13 protein-coding genes are annotated in these 16,377 nt (G+C 39.4%); 9 read left to right on the forward strand and 4 right to left on the reverse strand.

What is annotated here, in order from left to right:
• Positions 1-85 precede the first annotated feature (85 nt).
• The 3 genes from recB (at position 86) to AVFI_RS03025 (ending at position 6,287) form a co-directional block, all read left to right on the forward strand.
• Positions 86-3,712 (forward strand): exodeoxyribonuclease V subunit beta, encoded by a 3,627-nt coding sequence (recB, locus tag AVFI_RS03015; protein WP_188863764.1) that lies wholly within the window; start codon positions 86-88, stop codon positions 3,710-3,712.
• The gene (gene recD, locus AVFI_RS03020) at positions 3,705-5,723 is read left to right on the forward strand and encodes an exodeoxyribonuclease V subunit alpha (protein ID WP_054775845.1); all 2,019 of its coding nucleotides are present in this window, start codon (positions 3,705-3,707) and stop codon (positions 5,721-5,723) included. The genes recB and recD overlap by 8 nt, the downstream gene beginning before the upstream one ends.
• A 231-nt stretch (positions 5,724-5,954) precedes the next feature.
• A complete protein-coding gene (locus AVFI_RS03025) occupies positions 5,955-6,287 on the forward strand; it encodes a DMT family transporter (protein WP_063644006.1) in 333 nt (110 codons plus the stop codon).
• An 82-nt stretch (positions 6,288-6,369) separates the two neighbouring features.
• On the opposite strand, the gene argA is transcribed toward AVFI_RS03025, so the two are convergent.
• Positions 6,370-7,710, reverse strand: coding sequence for an amino-acid N-acetyltransferase (gene argA, locus AVFI_RS03030; RefSeq protein WP_012533582.1), 1,341 nt, complete (start codon positions 7,708-7,710; stop codon positions 6,370-6,372).
• A gap of 152 nt (positions 7,711-7,862) precedes the next feature.
• Here argA and AVFI_RS03035 point away from each other — a divergent pair, with 152 nt between their 5' ends.
• From AVFI_RS03035 to tcdA, 3 genes are all read left to right on the forward strand, one after another.
• Positions 7,863-8,246 carry a DUF2850 domain-containing protein gene (locus AVFI_RS03035; protein ID WP_155663104.1) on the forward strand — a complete coding sequence of 128 codons (384 nt, stop codon included), beginning with the start codon at positions 7,863-7,865 and terminating at the stop codon, positions 8,244-8,246.
• A gap of 190 nt (positions 8,247-8,436) precedes the next feature.
• Positions 8,437-9,537: a murein transglycosylase A gene (gene mltA / locus AVFI_RS03040; RefSeq protein ID WP_017019837.1), complete on the forward strand. Its 1,101-nt coding sequence runs from the start codon at positions 8,437-8,439 to the stop codon at positions 9,535-9,537.
• Positions 9,538-9,620: 83 nt separating this feature from the next.
• Positions 9,621-10,430, forward strand: a complete 810-nt coding sequence (gene tcdA / locus AVFI_RS03045; RefSeq protein WP_005417869.1) for a tRNA cyclic N6-threonylcarbamoyladenosine(37) synthase TcdA — start codon at positions 9,621-9,623, stop codon at positions 10,428-10,430.
• Positions 10,431-10,511: 81 nt separating this feature from the next.
• Here tcdA and csdE read toward each other — a convergent pair whose 3' ends face one another.
• Both csdE and csdA read right to left on the reverse strand, forming a co-directional pair.
• On the reverse strand, positions 10,512-10,937 hold the full coding sequence (gene csdE / locus AVFI_RS03050) for a cysteine desulfurase sulfur acceptor subunit CsdE (RefSeq protein ID WP_188863763.1): 426 nt from the start codon (positions 10,935-10,937) through the stop codon (positions 10,512-10,514).
• 203 nt (positions 10,938-11,140) lie between these two features.
• Positions 11,141-12,358, reverse strand: a complete 1,218-nt coding sequence (csdA, locus tag AVFI_RS03055) for a cysteine desulfurase CsdA (protein WP_188863762.1) — start codon at positions 12,356-12,358, stop codon at positions 11,141-11,143.
• 369 nt (positions 12,359-12,727) lie between these two features.
• Here csdA and AVFI_RS03060 point away from each other — a divergent pair, with 369 nt between their 5' ends.
• Genes AVFI_RS03060 through rlmM form a run of 3 tightly spaced genes read left to right on the forward strand, consistent with a single transcriptional unit; the run spans position 12,728 to position 15,103 of the window.
• Positions 12,728-13,636: a transcriptional regulator GcvA gene (locus AVFI_RS03060; RefSeq protein ID WP_005417875.1), complete on the forward strand. Its 909-nt coding sequence runs from the start codon at positions 12,728-12,730 to the stop codon at positions 13,634-13,636.
• Positions 13,629-14,015 carry a DUF423 domain-containing protein gene (locus tag AVFI_RS03065; RefSeq protein ID WP_012534127.1) on the forward strand — a complete coding sequence of 129 codons (387 nt, stop codon included), beginning with the start codon at positions 13,629-13,631 and terminating at the stop codon, positions 14,013-14,015. The genes AVFI_RS03060 and AVFI_RS03065 overlap by 8 nt, the downstream gene beginning before the upstream one ends.
• A complete protein-coding gene (gene rlmM, locus AVFI_RS03070) occupies positions 14,012-15,103 on the forward strand; it encodes a 23S rRNA (cytidine(2498)-2'-O)-methyltransferase RlmM (protein WP_054775844.1) in 1,092 nt (363 codons plus the stop codon). The genes AVFI_RS03065 and rlmM overlap by 4 nt, the downstream gene beginning before the upstream one ends.
• A gap of 424 nt (positions 15,104-15,527) precedes the next feature.
• On the opposite strand, the gene xni is transcribed toward rlmM, so the two are convergent.
• Entirely contained in the window at positions 15,528-16,307 is a 780-nt protein-coding gene (gene xni, locus AVFI_RS03075; RefSeq protein WP_005417881.1) for a flap endonuclease Xni, read from the reverse strand.
• Positions 16,308-16,377 lie beyond the last annotated feature (70 nt).

The raw sequence follows: 16,377 nt of genomic DNA on the forward strand, positions 1-16,377 counted from the left end.
TATCTTAGTTTCTGATGAACTACGATATGGATCACATAAATATCTTGTAAAAACAGGATGTTGATGTTTAAAACGGTGATGTTTGATGACGACAATCGCAGCTCCAAATCAATTGAATGCAATGACGTTTCCTCTGCACGGAACTCGTCTGATTGAAGCTTCTGCAGGTACAGGTAAAACCTTTACCATTGCTAGTTTGTATTTACGTTTATTACTTGGTCATGGTGATGAAGGCACTCGACATCAAGAAGAGTTAAGCGTAGATAGAATATTGGTAGTGACGTTTACAGAAGCGGCAACTGCCGAGTTAAGAGAGCGTATTCGAGCAAAAATACATGATGCTCGTTTAGCGTTTGCTCGTGCTGTTCATAATCATGATTATAAGAGTGGTGATCCGGTTATTGATCCACTGTTGGCATCCATTGGTGATCATAAGTCAGCGGCACAGATCCTGTTGAATGCCGAACGCAGCATGGATGAAGCCTCAATTTTTACCATTCATGGTTTTTGTCAACGTATGTTAACTCAAAATGCCTTTGAATCTGGTGCGCAATTTGAGAGTGAGTTTGTTACCGACCAAGCGAAATTAATGCATCAAGTGGCTGCGGATTTTTGGCGTCGCAGTTTTTATCATCTACCAAAAATGGTGGCTGAAAGTGTTTATGATTGTTGGTCAAGCCCATCGGCATTATTAGGTGATATGGGCAATAGCCTTACTGGTGTCCCAAAGCATTTAACCGTAGAGCCGTTAGAAAATTCATTAGAAGCGTTTTGTCAGCAAGGCATTGCTCGTATTGATGAATTAAAAAAACAGTGGTCAGAACATTGCTCCGATTTTGAGGCGTTAATTGCAGGCTCTGGTGTTGATAAACGCAGCTACACCAAAAAGAATTTACCGAATTGGTTAGAGCAAGTGTCATCGTGGGCCAATAACCCAACCACCTCATTGCAAGTGCACGATAAGCTAGAAAAGTTTTCTCAAGAATTATTGATTGAAAAAACCAAAAAAGGTGAAGCCCCAGAACACGCTGTATTTAAACTCATTGATGATTTTTTGGCTCAACCATTAGAGATCAAACAGCCACTACTCTCATTGGCGATTCATCAATGTCGTAAAACCTTACAGCAAGCGAAAGAGCAAAAAAATTGGTTATCGTTTGATGATTTGCTTACTCAATTATCTCAAGCGACAGAAAATCAAGATAACGCCTTATTGCTAGAAAAGATCCGTGAGCAATATCCTGTGGCGTTGATCGATGAATTCCAAGATACCGATCCGCTGCAATATTCGATTTTTAGCACGCTTTATCAAGATCAGCCACAGTGTGGTTTATTTATGATAGGCGATCCAAAACAAGCGATTTATGCTTTCCGTGGTGCGGATATTTTTACCTATATTCAAGCGCGTCGCCAAGTTGCGGATCATTACACCTTGGATACTAACTGGCGCTCAACGGCGGATATGGTGTCGTCAGTGAACCGTATTTTTGAACATGGCAAACAGCCTTTTTTGTACGATGATGATATTCCATTTTATCCGGTTAAATATAACCCTGTTAATGCTGAGCAAAAATCATGGGCGTTAGATAATCAAACTCAGCCAGCCATGACATTCTGGTTGCTAGAGAGTAAAGATGGCAATCCAGTAAATAAAACCAGTTATCAGCGTGTGATGGCAGAATCAACTGCCGCACAAATTCAAACTATTTTGACTGGGGCGCAACAAGGCTCGGCGTATTTACAAAACGGTGATAAAAAACAAGCCATCAAAGCGGGTGATATTGCAGTTCTAGTTCGTACTGGTAAAGAAGGTAAATTAGTTCGTGAAGCCTTATCAAAACAAGGCATCGCCAGTGTCTATTTATCTAACCGTGATAGCGTATTTTCTTCTCCATTAGCGAAAGATGTATTGCGTTTATTACAAGCGGCAATGACACCGACGGATGCGCGAGCGGTTCGTTCAGCATTGGCATCGTCATTATTTGCTTATACCGCGGATCAATTGCACCAGTTTAATGTCGATGAAATGCAGTGGGAGCAAGCAGTTAATGAGTTTCGTGCCTATCGTAAGCATTGGCAACAGCGTGGCATTATGCCTATGTTGCATCAAATCATTACCCAACAAGGTATTTCAGAGCGTTTATTAGCTGAAAATGGCGGTGAACGTCAACTGACTGATTTATTGCATATCGGCGAATTACTGCAACAAACCAGTCAAACGCTAGACAGTGATTATGGATTATTACGTTGGTTGTCTGACTCTATTTCTGAGCCTAATGGGGATTCAGAAGAGCAGACGGTACGTTTAGAATCAGAGCGTAACCTGGTGCAAATCGTTACTATTCATAAGTCCAAAGGCTTGGAATATGACTTAGTCTTTTTGCCTTTTGTTTGCTCATATCGTGCGATAGACAAAAAAGGTGAAGTCAGTTTTTATGATGAAGATAATCGTTACTCGGTGTTGGATTTATTAAAAGAAGACGATTCCGTTGAGAAGGCAGAGAAAGAGCGTTTAGCCGAAGATTTACGTTTGATTTATGTAGCGCTGACTCGTGCGGTTTATGCTTGTTATATCGGCATGGCTCCTATCACTAAAGGTATCTCTAAAAAACCACCAACGGGTGTGCATTTATCGGGGTTAGGTTATCTCATTCAACAGGCAGACGAATGTAATGTTGAAGAGCTGAAAGCGTGTCTTGAAAAGCTGATTGCAGGCAATTCGCCTATGGTGATCCAATCACCTCAAACCACGACCGATGAGCTGTATCAAGAGGTTCAAGATGAGCATATTGAACTGCACGCTAATAAGTTAATTGAACCTGTGAAAAGTAATTGGTGGATGACCAGTTATTCTGGATTGGTAAAGCAAGGCAATCACCATAATGATGCTTCATTAGAGCTTATTAATTTAGATATCGATTCAGCAGAAGATAAAGACGATAAAGAGTTGGATTTAGAGCCAGAGCGAACCATCTTTACCTTCCCGCGTGGAGCGAGAGCGGGTACTTTTTTACACTCATTGTTTGAAGAAGTGGAATTTACTCAGCCCATCACCAGTGAAGAAAATACGCAAATCATCATTAAGTTGCTAGAGAAAGAAAATTACGATGCAGAATGGTTAGAGGTCGTTCAAACCATGATGCAACGAGTGTTAGATTGTCCACTCGATGGTGAGAACTTACGTTTGGCAAGTAAAGGTCCAACTCAACGTTTGGTTGAAATGGAATTTTTACTTCCTATTGAATTACTGAACTCAAGTTTAGTGAATAAAACCATAGCAAAACATGATGAAGTATCAGCAAGAGCCGGGGAATTAGGTTTCTCTACCGTTAGCGGTATGCTCAAAGGGTTTATCGATTTAGTGTTTGAGCATGAAGGCAAATATTACGTTCTCGATTGGAAATCAAATCACCTGGGAGATTCTCCAGGATATTATGGTGGGGATGCCTTAGTTGAGGCGATGCGAGATCATCGTTACGATTTTCAGTACCAACTTTATGCATTGGCACTTCATCGATTTTTGAAGAGTCGTATTGCTGATTATGATTACGATACCCATTTTGGTGGTGCGTATTATATTTTCTTACGTGGTGTTGAAGAGACACATGAAGGGCATGATGCAAACTCTAACGGTGTATTTTATTCAAAACCGAGTAAAGCTTTGTTAGAAGAGTTAGAGAAATTGGTAGATGGAGAAACAGTCGATGCTTAAGCAATTACAACACTTAATGGATCATGGCGTGCTACGCTCTTTGGATCTTCAATTTGCCAAGTTTATCGCTCAGCAAGAAAAAAACAGTGATAGTAATTTACTTATGCTGCTATCAGCCATTACGAGTCATGAGCTAGGTCGTGGTCATGTATGTATTGATATTGAGCAGATAGAGCAAGGGGAGCTCTTTACTCTTCCCGCAAAATATCGTGATGCGTTATTAGAGTTAGTCCCAGAAAGAAGCGCTTGGGCAGAACAATTAATTAATGCATCAACCGTCTCAAATGGCACAGAGGCAACTCCTTTAGCTTTTGATGGTACTCGCTTGTATTTACAACGTTACTGGGCATTTGAGCAACGTGTGTCTAACCGTATTACTAAAGCTGCTCAAAGTGTTGCAGTAAACCCTCTGCTATCGAATACATTGAATGAGTTGTTTTCTCGTCAGTATCATTTTTTATTTTCAGCATTGAAAAAGTTGGAGAATAACAATCAAGTTTCTCGCCAACAATTAGTGTGCGATATGCTTGATGTTGTTCAATCAGATGATCTTGATTGGCAGGCGATTGATACGGTTTTATTAGCCGCGACCAAATCTTCAGAATTAGAAACGTTAGATCAATTAATTCCAAATAACCACTGTGTTAATTGGCAAAAAGTCGCGGCAGCTGTGGCGTTAACTCGTCGATTCTCCGTAATTTCTGGTGGTCCAGGTACGGGTAAAACAACCACAGTAACCAAGCTTTTGGCTTCCTTAGTGACACAAGCTCAGCAGGATAATAAAAACATAGCGATTAAACTGGTTGCGCCAACTGGTAAAGCCGCGGCGCGTTTGACTGAATCCATTGGTCAGGCGGTACAATCCATTGGTTTAGCACCTGAAGTGAAAGAAGCGATCCCAACGGATGCCAGTACGCTACATCGCTTACTTGGTTATATTCCCAATCAAGTGGATTTTCGCCATAACAAATCCAATCCGTTACACCTTGATGTGTTGGTGGTGGATGAAGCGTCTATGGTCGATTTGCCTATGATGGCTCGATTACTCGATGCGGTACCTGAACACGCTCGTGTTATTTTATTGGGCGATAAAGACCAACTCGCTTCGGTTGAAGCGGGAGCGGTGTTAGGTGATATTTGTCAGTTTACTAAAATGGGTTATAGCCAGAACCAAGCTCAGCAATTATCTCAACTAACTGGCTTTAATCTACCGGCACAATCACATAATAATGCGGTTGCAGATAGCTTATGTATGCTGCAAAAGAGTTACCGTTTTGATGCGCGCTCAGGCATAGGCCAGCTTGCCAAAGCCATTAATGAAGGCAGTAAATTTAAAGTAGAAGCCGTGTGGGATAAAGGGTTTTCAGATATTCGTTTTCATGATTTAAGTAATGATAGCTATAACGCAATGATTACTATGATGGTCAATGGTTATCGTAGTTATTTAGGTCATATTCACGCAGGCGATAAACCTGAAATCGTACTGAAAGCATTTAGCCAAATTCAATTATTATGTGCGATGCGTGAAGGGGATTTTGGTGTGGTTGGATTAAATCAACGTATTGAAAAAGCGTTGAAAAAGTCTGATTTAATCCCTCATGGTGATGAAATTTGGTATTCAGGTCGCCCTGTTATGGTGACGCAAAATGATTATGGTGTGGGTTTGTATAATGGTGATATTGGTATTGCTATGCCAGATCCTATTGATCAGCGTTTGCGTGTCTATTTTGATATGCCAGATGGCTCTATTCGTGGTGTGCTACCAAGTCAATTACCAGAGCATGAAACGGTTTATGCAATGACAATTCATAAGTCTCAGGGCTCTGAGTTTGAGCATACAGTATTGGCATTGCCTGCAGAGTTTAGCCCAATTTTAACCCGTGAGCTGATTTATACGGGGGTCACACGAGCGAAGAAAAAACTCGATTTATTTGCGACAGAAAAAGTGGTGGCTAGAGGGATTATGATTAAAACTCAGAGAAACAGTGGGTTAGTATCATTAATGAGTTAAATAATATGAGAGTGATTAACTTTTAGAAGTCGGTCACTCTATTATTTCATCTTTGTAATAGTTATTTACTGTTTTTGAGTCTAGCCAAAGAGTCAAAAATGCCTATAATTGCGGCTCTAAAATTCGGAAGGAATGTCGGATATTCTATTTTTACCAACCATGTTAATTAGATGATTAGTGGTTGGTTCTGATCTAGAGTTTTACTGTTATATGTTTAAATTACTTGTTTCAATGCCGCCTGCGATGGCTCTTATTATTGCGATTATTTCAGAAGTGATTGCAACCTCATTCATTCCTAAAACCGAGCAATTTACTAAATTAACACCAAGTTTAATTGTGGCTGTTGGCTATGGTATTGCTTTCTTTTTGCTGTCTGTAACCGTAAAAAGTATGCCTGTTGGCATTGTTTACGCAATCTGGAGTGGTGCCGGTATCGTCCTTGTTGCTGCTATTGGATATTTTGCTTACGGACAGAAGTTAGATCTTGCAGGGATCATTGGGATTGGCTTAATTTTGTCTGGTGTTCTTGTGGTTAATTTATTATCAAAAACTGCTGGTCATTAGTCGTTAACCTCAAGCTTGGATAGTTTTAAGTTATTCAGTAAGAACAAATAGGCCGCAAAGGGATTTCCTTCTGCGGCCTTTTTTATAACCCTTTTAAAACAAGAATTTTTGATTTTCTCTGAAAGTTATACAGTTTCTGTTTTTTCATCGGTAAGTGTGAAACATCTACCTCAATAAAACCTTGCTCTCTAAACCAATGAAGACTGCGAGTGGTGAGAACAAACAGCTGGGATAATTTGTATTGTTTTGCTTTTGCGCGTAAACGATTTAATAAAATAACACCGCGATCGCCATCTCGATAATCAGGATGAACAGCAACACAGCCCATTTCTGCCATGCCTTCTTCAGGGAAAGGGTATAAAGCGGCGCATGCTATGACCAACCCATCTTTTTCAATAATCGTAAATTGTGCAATTTCTTGTTCTAACTGTTCACGAGAGCGGCGAACTAAAATGCCTTCCTCTTCTAGTGGGCGGATTAAATCTAATATGCCACCAATGTCATCAATTTCAGCATCACGAACTTGTTCAGAGCTCGCCATTACTACTTGAGTACCAATACCATCAAAAGAAAATAACTCTTGAATTAATGCGCCATCTTCTTTGTAGCTAATTAAATGACTTCGAGGAACCCCTGCTTTACATGCAGATATCGCTCCTTTTAAAAAGCGCATTGTGCCCGTGAGTTTTCCGTTTTCTGGTGTTAATTCTTTTTCAAGACGTTGGAGGATCTCTTCAGCTTCACTTGGAAATAACTCCGCTAAAATCTGTCCTTTTTCATTAAGGACACCTTGCTCTGAACAGAAACCAATGAGCTTGTCGGCATTTAAGCGGATAGCTAACTGAGTGGCAACATCTTCTGATAAAAGATTAAAACATTCGCCAGTAACAGAACTCGCAACAGGACCAAGTAGAACAATAGATTGTTGATCTAACATTCGGTTGATCCCTTGGGTATCGATTCGACGAACACGTCCACTGTGGCAATAATCAATACCATCATCAACACCTAGAGGTTGAGCAATAACAAAATTGCCACTGATAACGTTAATTTGCGCTCCCGCCATTGGGGTATTATTTAAGCTCATTGAGAGGCGAGCGGTAATGTCGAGTTGTAACTGTCCCGCTATTTGCTTTACTAGCTCTAGTGTTTGCTCATCAGTAATGCGTATGCCTTTATGGAAAGGGGCGTGGTGTTCTGTCTGTTTTAGTAATGAACGCATCTGAGGGCGAGTGCCATATACAATGACAATTCGTAATCCTAATGAGTTGAGAAGGGCGATATCATTAACTATATTAGCGAAGTTAGGATCGGCAATCGCTTCTCCACCAAGCATGATGACAACGGTTTTATCTCTATGAGCGTTAACGTAAGGTGCAGATTGACGAAATCCCTTAACTAAAGCAGTACTACGAAACTTCACGATATATCTTCCATAATAAATATTTATTCACTTATCATGACTATTTATTTTAATTTGCGCAAGTCTTTAGTAGAAGGTCACATAACTTTTTCTTAATATTTTAAAAAAATGCCGATAAGCTTATATATCAATGGTTTTTATTAGGCGTAGTGATGAGTCAAGCCCAAGAAAAAGAGTTACAAAAAAGAAAAGTTCGATTATTGGTGTTAATTGGATTTGTTGCGGTTGGCCTTGTTGCTGGGACAATTGCAGCAATGTATCGAGCGGGCATGTTTGCGAAAATGCCATCAACTCAACTATATGGGAATTGGGTTGAGTTGGGTGTACCAAGCTATGCACAGGATAGTTTTACTATCAGTTCTGCTGGTATTTATACGCATGGCCGTTTAATTAATACACAATATGAGTTTGACGGCACAATACTGCGTTATATGCACGGTGATACTGAATACGTGTATCAAGTTGAAGATGAAGATGGCGAACAGCTTTTACGCATCAAGCCTGCTCATTATAAATCCAGTTTTCGTAAACAGTAATTATCTGCTGAAGTATTAATTTATCTGCTTATTTTCTATTCGAGATAGCCCTTTATCTCGAATAGCCTTTCTTTGTAATGTCAAAGTTTGTCAAAATTATCCTTTTCTTACATTTATTGCACTCTAAATAATTGCCCTCTCTGAATTTGTTTGTCATCCTTGCCGCATTATTTCTCAATAAGGCTTTATTGTGTTTCGTAAATTATCTTTTGTGTGTGTTCTTCTTGGATTAGCTGGGTGTGCTGATCAACCAACAGATCGTGCTCAGCAGTATCTGGATGGTGGGTTTAGTAGTAACTTGAATAAAGTTGGCGAAATTAATTCAGATAAGCCTTCAGATTTTAGTGCTTTCAAAAAACAGAGTGCAGAAGTTTTAGAGCGTTCTGAATCAATGTCATTACGTTATGAAGAACTCTATGTTCAATTACAAAAATGGATTGATGAAAGCTCAAACCCTGCAGAGTTGTCGAACTACGGTATTCAATTTGCTCAGATGGGTGGTGGTGATAAAAAAGGTAACGTGATGTTTACCGGTTACTTCTCTCCTGTCATTGAGATGCGTCATACGCCGAACGAAACCTTTAAATACCCAGTATATGATAAGCCTGATTGTGGTTCAGATTGTCCAACTCGTGCAGAAATTAATGCGGGAGCATTAGCTGGATTAGGTCTTGAATTAGGTTATTCCGACAACATGATTGATCCGTTTATTATGGAAGTGCAAGGCAGTGGTTTTGTTCATTTTGGGGATGATGACAAGCTTGAGTATTTTGCCTATGGTGGGAAAAATAATCATCCTTACGTAAGTATTGGCCGCATTCTGATAGAGCGTGGTGAAGTTGAGCGTAAAGATATGTCTTTAAAAGCAATCAAAGAATGGGTTGCAAAAAATGATGAAGCAACCGTTCGTGAATTGTTAGAGACAAACCCTTCGTATGTCTTTTTCTCACCAAAAGACGCACATCATGTTTTAGGTACAGCTGGTATACCATTGCATGCTGGTGCGGCTGTAGCAGCTGATCGCACTTTATTGCCTATGGGAACCCCAATCCTTGCTGAAGTCCCTCAATTAGATAAAGACGGTAAGTGGACGGGGAAACACGTACTTAAAGTGTTGCTTGCTTTAGATACTGGTGGTGCAGTGAAAGAAAACCATTTAGATCAATATTATGGAATGGGAACAGAAGCGGGTATTGCTGCGGGTCACTTTAAGCATTTTGGTCGAGTGTGGAAATTAGGTTTGCAAGATACTGAAACTGAAAATCCTTGGGAAATGCCTAAATCAAAATAATGTGTTATCGCTTAACACTTGATCTTCTAAAAAAGAGTGCGTATAAATCGTGCTCTTTTTTTGTTTTTGAGTAAGGTAACCCCATGCGCGAATTAACCACTCCTGCTTCTGAAAGTTATGACCAACGTTTTGGTGGCACTCGCCGTTTGTATGGTAATAGTGAAGTAGAAATTATGCGTGCAGCTCATGTATGTGTAGTTGGTATTGGTGGTGTGGGTTCTTGGGCTGTAGAGGCGCTAGTACGTACTGGATTAGGTGAAATTACGTTAATCGATATGGATGACGTATGTGTGACGAATATTAACCGTCAAATTCATGCGATGACAGGTACTATTGGTCAAAGCAAAATTGAAGTCATGGCTGAGCGCATTAAATTAATTAACCCTGAGTGTAAGATTAATTTAATCGATGATTTCATTACCCCTGAAAATCTATCTGAATACATTTCTAAAGAGTTTGATTACGTACTTGATGCTATCGATAGCATGAAACCTAAAGCGGCATTACTGGCTTATTGTAAGAGCAATAAGATTAAAGTCATTACAACTGGTGGTGCTGGTGGTCAAACGGATCCGACTCAAATTCAAATCACAGATTTAACTAAGACGATTCAAGATCCATTAGCTAAGAAGCTACGTGATACGCTGCGTCGTCACCATAATTTTACTAAGAATCCTAAACGTAAGTTTGGTATTGATTGTGTGTACTCAACTGAGCATTTGAAATACCCACAAGCAGATGGCTCGGTATGTGCGACTAAAGCAACTGCTGAAGGACCTAAGCGTATGGATTGTGCTAGTGGTTTTGGTGCTGCGACGGTGGTAACGGCGACGTTTGGATTTGTTGCTGTGTCGAGAATTGTAGAGAAGTTGATTGAGAAACACAGTAAGTAGGGACTAGGGATTAGAATTAAGGTACGAGTAAAAGCCTTTCACGTACCTAGCCCCTTGAAGGGAAGTATTCTCGTTCCTGCTTTAAATTAAGCCGTTGATCGTTTCAATGATCGCCTTAAGCCCATTACCACGTGATGGGCTTAAATGTTCAATTAACCCCAATTGAGCAAAATACTCATCCATATCGAAAGCCTTAATCTCTTCTGCGGTTTTATTATTAACTGCCGCCATGACTAATGCGATAAGCCCACGAACAATTCTTGCATCAGAGTCTGCGCAGAAAAAATAAACACCATCAACGATTTCATGTTGTAGCCATACTTTACTTTCACAACCTGAGATCGTCACGTTCTCCTGTTGTAGCTCTTCAGGCATGCTAGGTAGTTTTTTACCTAATTGAATTACGTTACGGTAGCGGTCTTCCCAACCTTTAGCGTTACTCATTAAATCAAGTACTGTCGAGTGAGTAATGTCAAAACCAAAAGGCGATGATGGGAAAGTGGACATAAATGAATACCTTAAATTAGAGCTTATACCAATCCGGATAAGTAGTTGATCAGATAATTGCGTAGGAAAAATTGATTAAAGCAAGGCATAAATTGCAGTAACTAGTAGCTCTAATTACACCTGATTTTTGCAATAAAAAAGTATAACGCAGCTATAATCGATTTTAACAAGCAAGAATGATCAAATATTTATGTGGATTGGTATTATAGCATATCTGCGGCTTTGTTTAGCGCGTCGATAAAACGTTGAACATCTTGTTTTGTATTATACAAGGCAAATGAAACACGTACAGTACCTGTAAGCCCTAGAGCATCTAGCATAGGGTGAGCACAGTGATTACCTGAGCGTACAGCGATGCCTTGTTGATCTAATAGCGTAGCGATATCTTGGTGATGGACGCCATCAATAACAAAAGAGAATAGGCTGGCGTTATCTTGTAATCCAATAAAGCGTAAGTCCTCAATATCTTTGATTCCATCAATAGCCATTTGACGAAGTTCATTAATATGAGCATTTAGATCATCATGGGCAAATTGCTTAACCCAGTTAATGGCTGTGGCAAAAGCAATCGCTCCGGCAACATTAGGTGTGCCTGCTTCAAATTTTCCTGGAAGTTCTGCAAATGTGGTTTTTTCAAACGACACTTTCTCAACCATTTTACCGCCCCCGTGCCATACAGGCATGGACTCAAGTAAGTGTTGTTTTCCATATAGAGCACCGATCCCTGCAGGTGCAAATAATTTATGACCAGAGCAAACATAGAAGTCGGCATTCATTGCTTGAACATCAATCGCATGATGAACAATCCCTTGAGCGCCATCAACAACAACAATCGCCCCAACGCTGTGTGCAATTTTAATGATCTCTTCAACAGGGTTTAGGGTTCCTGTCACGTTGGTTACTTGAGCAACGGCAACAATTTTGGTGTTTTTGGTTACCAATGACTCAAATGCCTCCATATCTAATGTGCAATTTGACTTCATTGGGATTTTAATGATTTTTGCTCCGGTTTGTTCTGCAACAATTTGCCAAGGAACAATATTCGCGTGGTGTTCTAATTCACTCACTAAAATTTCATCATTAACTTGTAATGTATTACGAGCATAAGTTTGAGCGATTAAATTAATGGCTTCTGTTGCACCACGAGTCCAAATAATCTCTTTACTGCTTTTCGCATTAATGAAGTGTTGGACCGTTTCTCTTGCTTGTTCAAATTGAAGCGTAGCAGAGGCAGTTAGGCTATGACTGCCGCGATGCACATTAGCGTTACTTTTTTGATAATAATCTTGAATTGCATTTAATACAGCTAATGGTTTTTGTGTGGTTGCCGCACTATCAAAATACGCAATAGGTTGCTCATTTACTTCTTGTAATAGAGCTGGGAATTGAGAACGAACAAGTTCAACATTAAATGCAGTCATAAGAATTTTCTTCATTGGGTTAGCAAACAGGAGAATGATGCGGATTTATGGTGCGTAAGTCAAAATTACAGGCAAAAAAAAGCACCGTATTAAACGGTGCTAACTAATCTTTTTTAACCATAGGTCAAAAACACAGGAAATATTGAGCATTGGTATCAATAAGTTGATATCAATGATCGGGCTCTAACAGTCGAGCCAATATGCAAACACAACATTGCAGTTTAGAGAGAGGGGAAAAATATTCAGGGAGGAATATATGTCTTACCTCTAAACTACGGGGCTAATATTAGGTTTTATCTGGTAGTTCGACAATGGACAAATTATAATACTTGGCATTAAAAAAACTAATGGTTCAAAATGTGAGTTCTTATGTCTCGAAGATTACCACCTTTAAATTCTTTACGTGTGTTTGAAGCGGCAGCCAGGCACTTAAGCTTCACGCGTGCAGCAGAAGAATTATTTGTTACACAAGCGGCAGTTAGCCACCAAATCAAAGCATTAGAAGAGTTTCTTGGTCTTAAACTTTTTCGACGCCGAAATCGCTCTTTGTTATTAACAGAAGAGGGACAGAGCTACTTTTTAGACATTAAAGAAATCTTCTCTTCTTTATCTGAAGCAACAGATAAAGTATTGGAAAGAAGTGCCAAAGGGGCACTAACTATTAGTTTACCGCCAAGTTTTGCTATTCAATGGTTGGTACCAAGATTATCGGATTTTAATAACCAAGAACCAGATATTGATGTTCGTATTAAAGCCGTTGATATGGATGAAGGTTCATTAACCGAAGATGTGGATGTTGCTATCTATTATGGTCGAGGTAATTGGCCAGGTCTTCGAGTTGAACTGTTATATCAAGAGCAGTTATTGCCATTATGCTCACCTCAAGTGCTACTGAATGAAAAGCCATTAGCGACCATTGATGATTTACGTTTCCATACGTTATTGCATGATACTTCTCGTAAAGACTGGAAGCAGTTTGTTAAGCATTACGAATTAGCAGGCATGAATGTAAACCAAGGGCCTATTTTTAGTCACTCGACTATGGTACTGCAAGCTGCTGCTCACGGACAAGGCATTGCGTTAGGTAATAACGTATTAGCTCAACCTGAATTAGATGCGGGTCGTTTGGTTGCCCCATTTGAAGAAGTATTAGTGAGTAAGAATGCTTTCTACCTTGTATGTAATGAAAAACAAGCTGATACAGGTCGTATTGCTACGTTTAGAGAGTGGATTTTAAGTAAAGCTCGTAGCGAACAAGAGATTGTGGATGATGAATAGTCGCTTATGTTTATTGATTGCGAGTATGAGTGGAGCATTAACTGTTGGACTAGGGGCATTTGGTGCTCATGGTTTAAAAGCGGTTTTATCTCCTTATCTACTTGATGTATATGAAACTGCAGTTCAATATCAAATGTGGCATACCCTTGCTTTATTTGGATGTGGAATTTTGTTGAGAAATTCATTTTCAAAAGGGGTATCATACGCGGCTTTGCTATTTACCATTGGGATGCTTTTCTTTAGTGGTAGTTTATATGCGTTAGTATTCACTGGTGTTAAATGGTTTGGACCAATAACGCCATTAGGTGGATTCTGTTTTATTATTGGCTGGTTAATACTGGCTATTTCAACTTATCGTTTGACTGAGGTTTCAAAGTGAAACAAGTAATGTTCTATTGTCGCTCTGGTTTTGAAAAAGAGTGTGCAGGTGAGATCCAAGATAAAGCCACTCAACTAGAAGTGTTTGGTTTCCCTCGCCTAAAAAATAATACGGGTTATGTGTTATTTGAATGCTATCAGGAAGGCGATGCAGACCGATTAATTCGTGAAATTAAATTTAATGAGCTAATTTTTGCTCGTCAAATGTTTGCGGTTGCAGTTGAAGTTAGTGATTTACCAAAAGATGATCGTATTTCTCCAATTTTAGATGCGCTATCTGAAGTTGAAGATGTGCCTTGTTGTGGTGATATTCGTATTGAAACGCCAGATACTAACGAAGCAAAAGAATTATTAAAATTCTGTCGTAAATTTACTGTACCAATGCGTCAGGCTTTACGTGGAAAGAAAATGCTAACAGAAAGAGATTCAAATCGAATCCCTGTTTTGCATATTTGCTTTATTGCTCCGGGTCACTGTTACGTAGGTTACTCTTACACAAATAATAACTCTCAGTTCTTTATGGGTATTCCTCGTTTGAAATTCCCTGCTGATGCGCCAAGTCGTTCAACATTGAAATTGGAAGAAGCGTTTCACGTATTTATTCCAAAAGAAGAGTGGGATACGCGTTTAGCATCAGGCATGTGGGGTGTTGATTTAGGTGCATGTCCTGGTGGTTGGACTTACCAATTGGTTAAGCGTTCTATGTTTGTTCATGCGATTGATAATGGCATGATGGCTCAAAGTTTAATGGATACAGGCCAAGTGAAACACCACATGGTTGATGGTTTTAAATTTGAACCACCAAGAAAGAACGTAACATGGTTAATTTGTGACATGGTTGAGAAACCTGCTCGTGTTGCACACCTTATGGGGGAATGGTTAATTAAAGGTTGGGCAAAAGAAGCGCTATTTAACCTTAAATTACCAATGAAAGGTCGTTATGATGAGGTTCTTCAAGATATTGAAAACCTAAAAGATTTCTTGAAGAAAAACGGTTTCCAATACAAGCTTCAAGCTAAGCATTTGTATCATGACCGCGAAGAAATCACTGTTCATATCCAAGCGATTTCAAACATTTCTCCACATTAATATTTTGTTATACAAATATTGATGTAATCCAAACTAGTGAGAAATAAAAAACGCCCGCTGATGTTAATAATCAGCGGGCGTTTTTATTTATCTTCAACAATGGTTATTCGGTGTTGAGGTTATACCAATCTACATAAGTATTTGATCATTCTTGCTTGTTAAAATTGATTATATCTGCGTTATAAATTTTGTAATTAGATCCACTAGTTACTGTAATTTATGCCTTGCTCTAATCAATTTTTCCTACGCAATTATCTGAACAACTACTTATCCAGAATGGTATTATTTAGATTCGATGTTGAATATGGTGTGCTTTGGCGCAAAAAAAACTGTTTGTCATCGTTTTGGTAACCACATCAAATATAGCCATCTTTCTTTTGCAGAAAAGCACACTATATTCATTATACTTGGTAGTCCCTAGTCCCTAGTCCCTAGTCCCTTTCTCATATCGTATATCTTGCAAATTAAACCCAAGCTCAATATCCGTTCTTAACCCCGCAACTTGACGACATAAAATAGCGGTTTCGTAATGTTCATCAAACTTCTTACGGTATTTTTTAGGAAGATCTTCAGACTCGTTCGCGGCCTCAATCGTTGGGAATTGAGTTAGAATTTCTAAGGCTGCTTTTGGACCGACTCCCGGAATCCCCGTAATTTTGCTTGAACTGATCCCAGCTAATCCCCAGTAATCAGCCAATTGTTCAGGCTTTAACCCAAACTCTTTTTCTACAAAAGGAGCATCTAACCAGCGATGTTGGAAATAATCTCGAATACGTAAAGTAGGAGAGAGCAACTGACAGTAGCCTTTATCGGTAGAAATAATCGTAACTTGTTCATTATGCACCGCTACTTTATTAGCTAGGGTTGCAACTAAGTCATCCGCTTCATCACCATCAGAAAGCAGTGAATCAATGCCTAGTTTCCACCATGCTTCTTGGATATCATCCATGCCTTTCTGTAATGCTTCAGGCATGGGTTTTCTGTCCTCTTTATACTGAGGAAGAATTTCTGCACGCCATCCTCGATCTTGAAGATGATGATCAAATACCGCAATGATATGAGTTGGCTCTGTTTCTTTTAATATTTTATTAATAGTACGAGTGGTGGTAGTGATAACCGCTTGGATATCATCTTGGTTAGGTTGAGCTGAGTGAACGCGACGAATAAGATTAAGAGCGTCAATAATAACCAGATGAATTGCCATAACGTATTCATACCTATCAATAAAAAAAGAAAAAGCCCATGCAATTCGCATAGGCTTATTATTGTACGTT

The organism is Aliivibrio fischeri ATCC 7744 = JCM 18803 = DSM 507 (assembly GCF_023983475.1).
Taxonomy (GTDB): domain Bacteria; phylum Pseudomonadota; class Gammaproteobacteria; order Enterobacterales; family Vibrionaceae; genus Aliivibrio; species Aliivibrio fischeri.

What these genes read in the sequence shown, in the direction of transcription:
- recB (WP_188863764.1), top strand. Translation starts at nt 86, where the DNA reads ATGACGACAATCGCAGCTCCAAATCAATTGAATGCAATGACGTTTCCT.
- recD (WP_054775845.1), top strand. Translation starts at nt 3,705, where the DNA reads ATGCTTAAGCAATTACAACACTTAATGGATCATGGCGTGCTACGCTCT.
- AVFI_RS03025 (WP_063644006.1), top strand. Translation starts at nt 5,955, where the DNA reads ATGCCGCCTGCGATGGCTCTTATTATTGCGATTATTTCAGAAGTGATT.
- AVFI_RS03035 (WP_155663104.1), top strand. Translation starts at nt 7,863, where the DNA reads ATGAGTCAAGCCCAAGAAAAAGAGTTACAAAAAAGAAAAGTTCGATTA.
- tcdA (WP_005417869.1), top strand. Translation starts at nt 9,621, where the DNA reads ATGCGCGAATTAACCACTCCTGCTTCTGAAAGTTATGACCAACGTTTT.
- csdE (WP_188863763.1), bottom strand. Translation starts at nt 10,937, where the DNA reads ATGTCCACTTTCCCATCATCGCCTTTTGGTTTTGACATTACTCACTCG.
- csdA (WP_188863762.1), bottom strand. Translation starts at nt 12,358, where the DNA reads ATGACTGCATTTAATGTTGAACTTGTTCGTTCTCAATTCCCAGCTCTA.
- AVFI_RS03060 (WP_005417875.1), top strand. Translation starts at nt 12,728, where the DNA reads ATGTCTCGAAGATTACCACCTTTAAATTCTTTACGTGTGTTTGAAGCG.
- AVFI_RS03065 (WP_012534127.1), top strand. Translation starts at nt 13,629, where the DNA reads ATGAATAGTCGCTTATGTTTATTGATTGCGAGTATGAGTGGAGCATTA.
- xni (WP_005417881.1), bottom strand. Translation starts at nt 16,307, where the DNA reads ATGGCAATTCATCTGGTTATTATTGACGCTCTTAATCTTATTCGTCGC.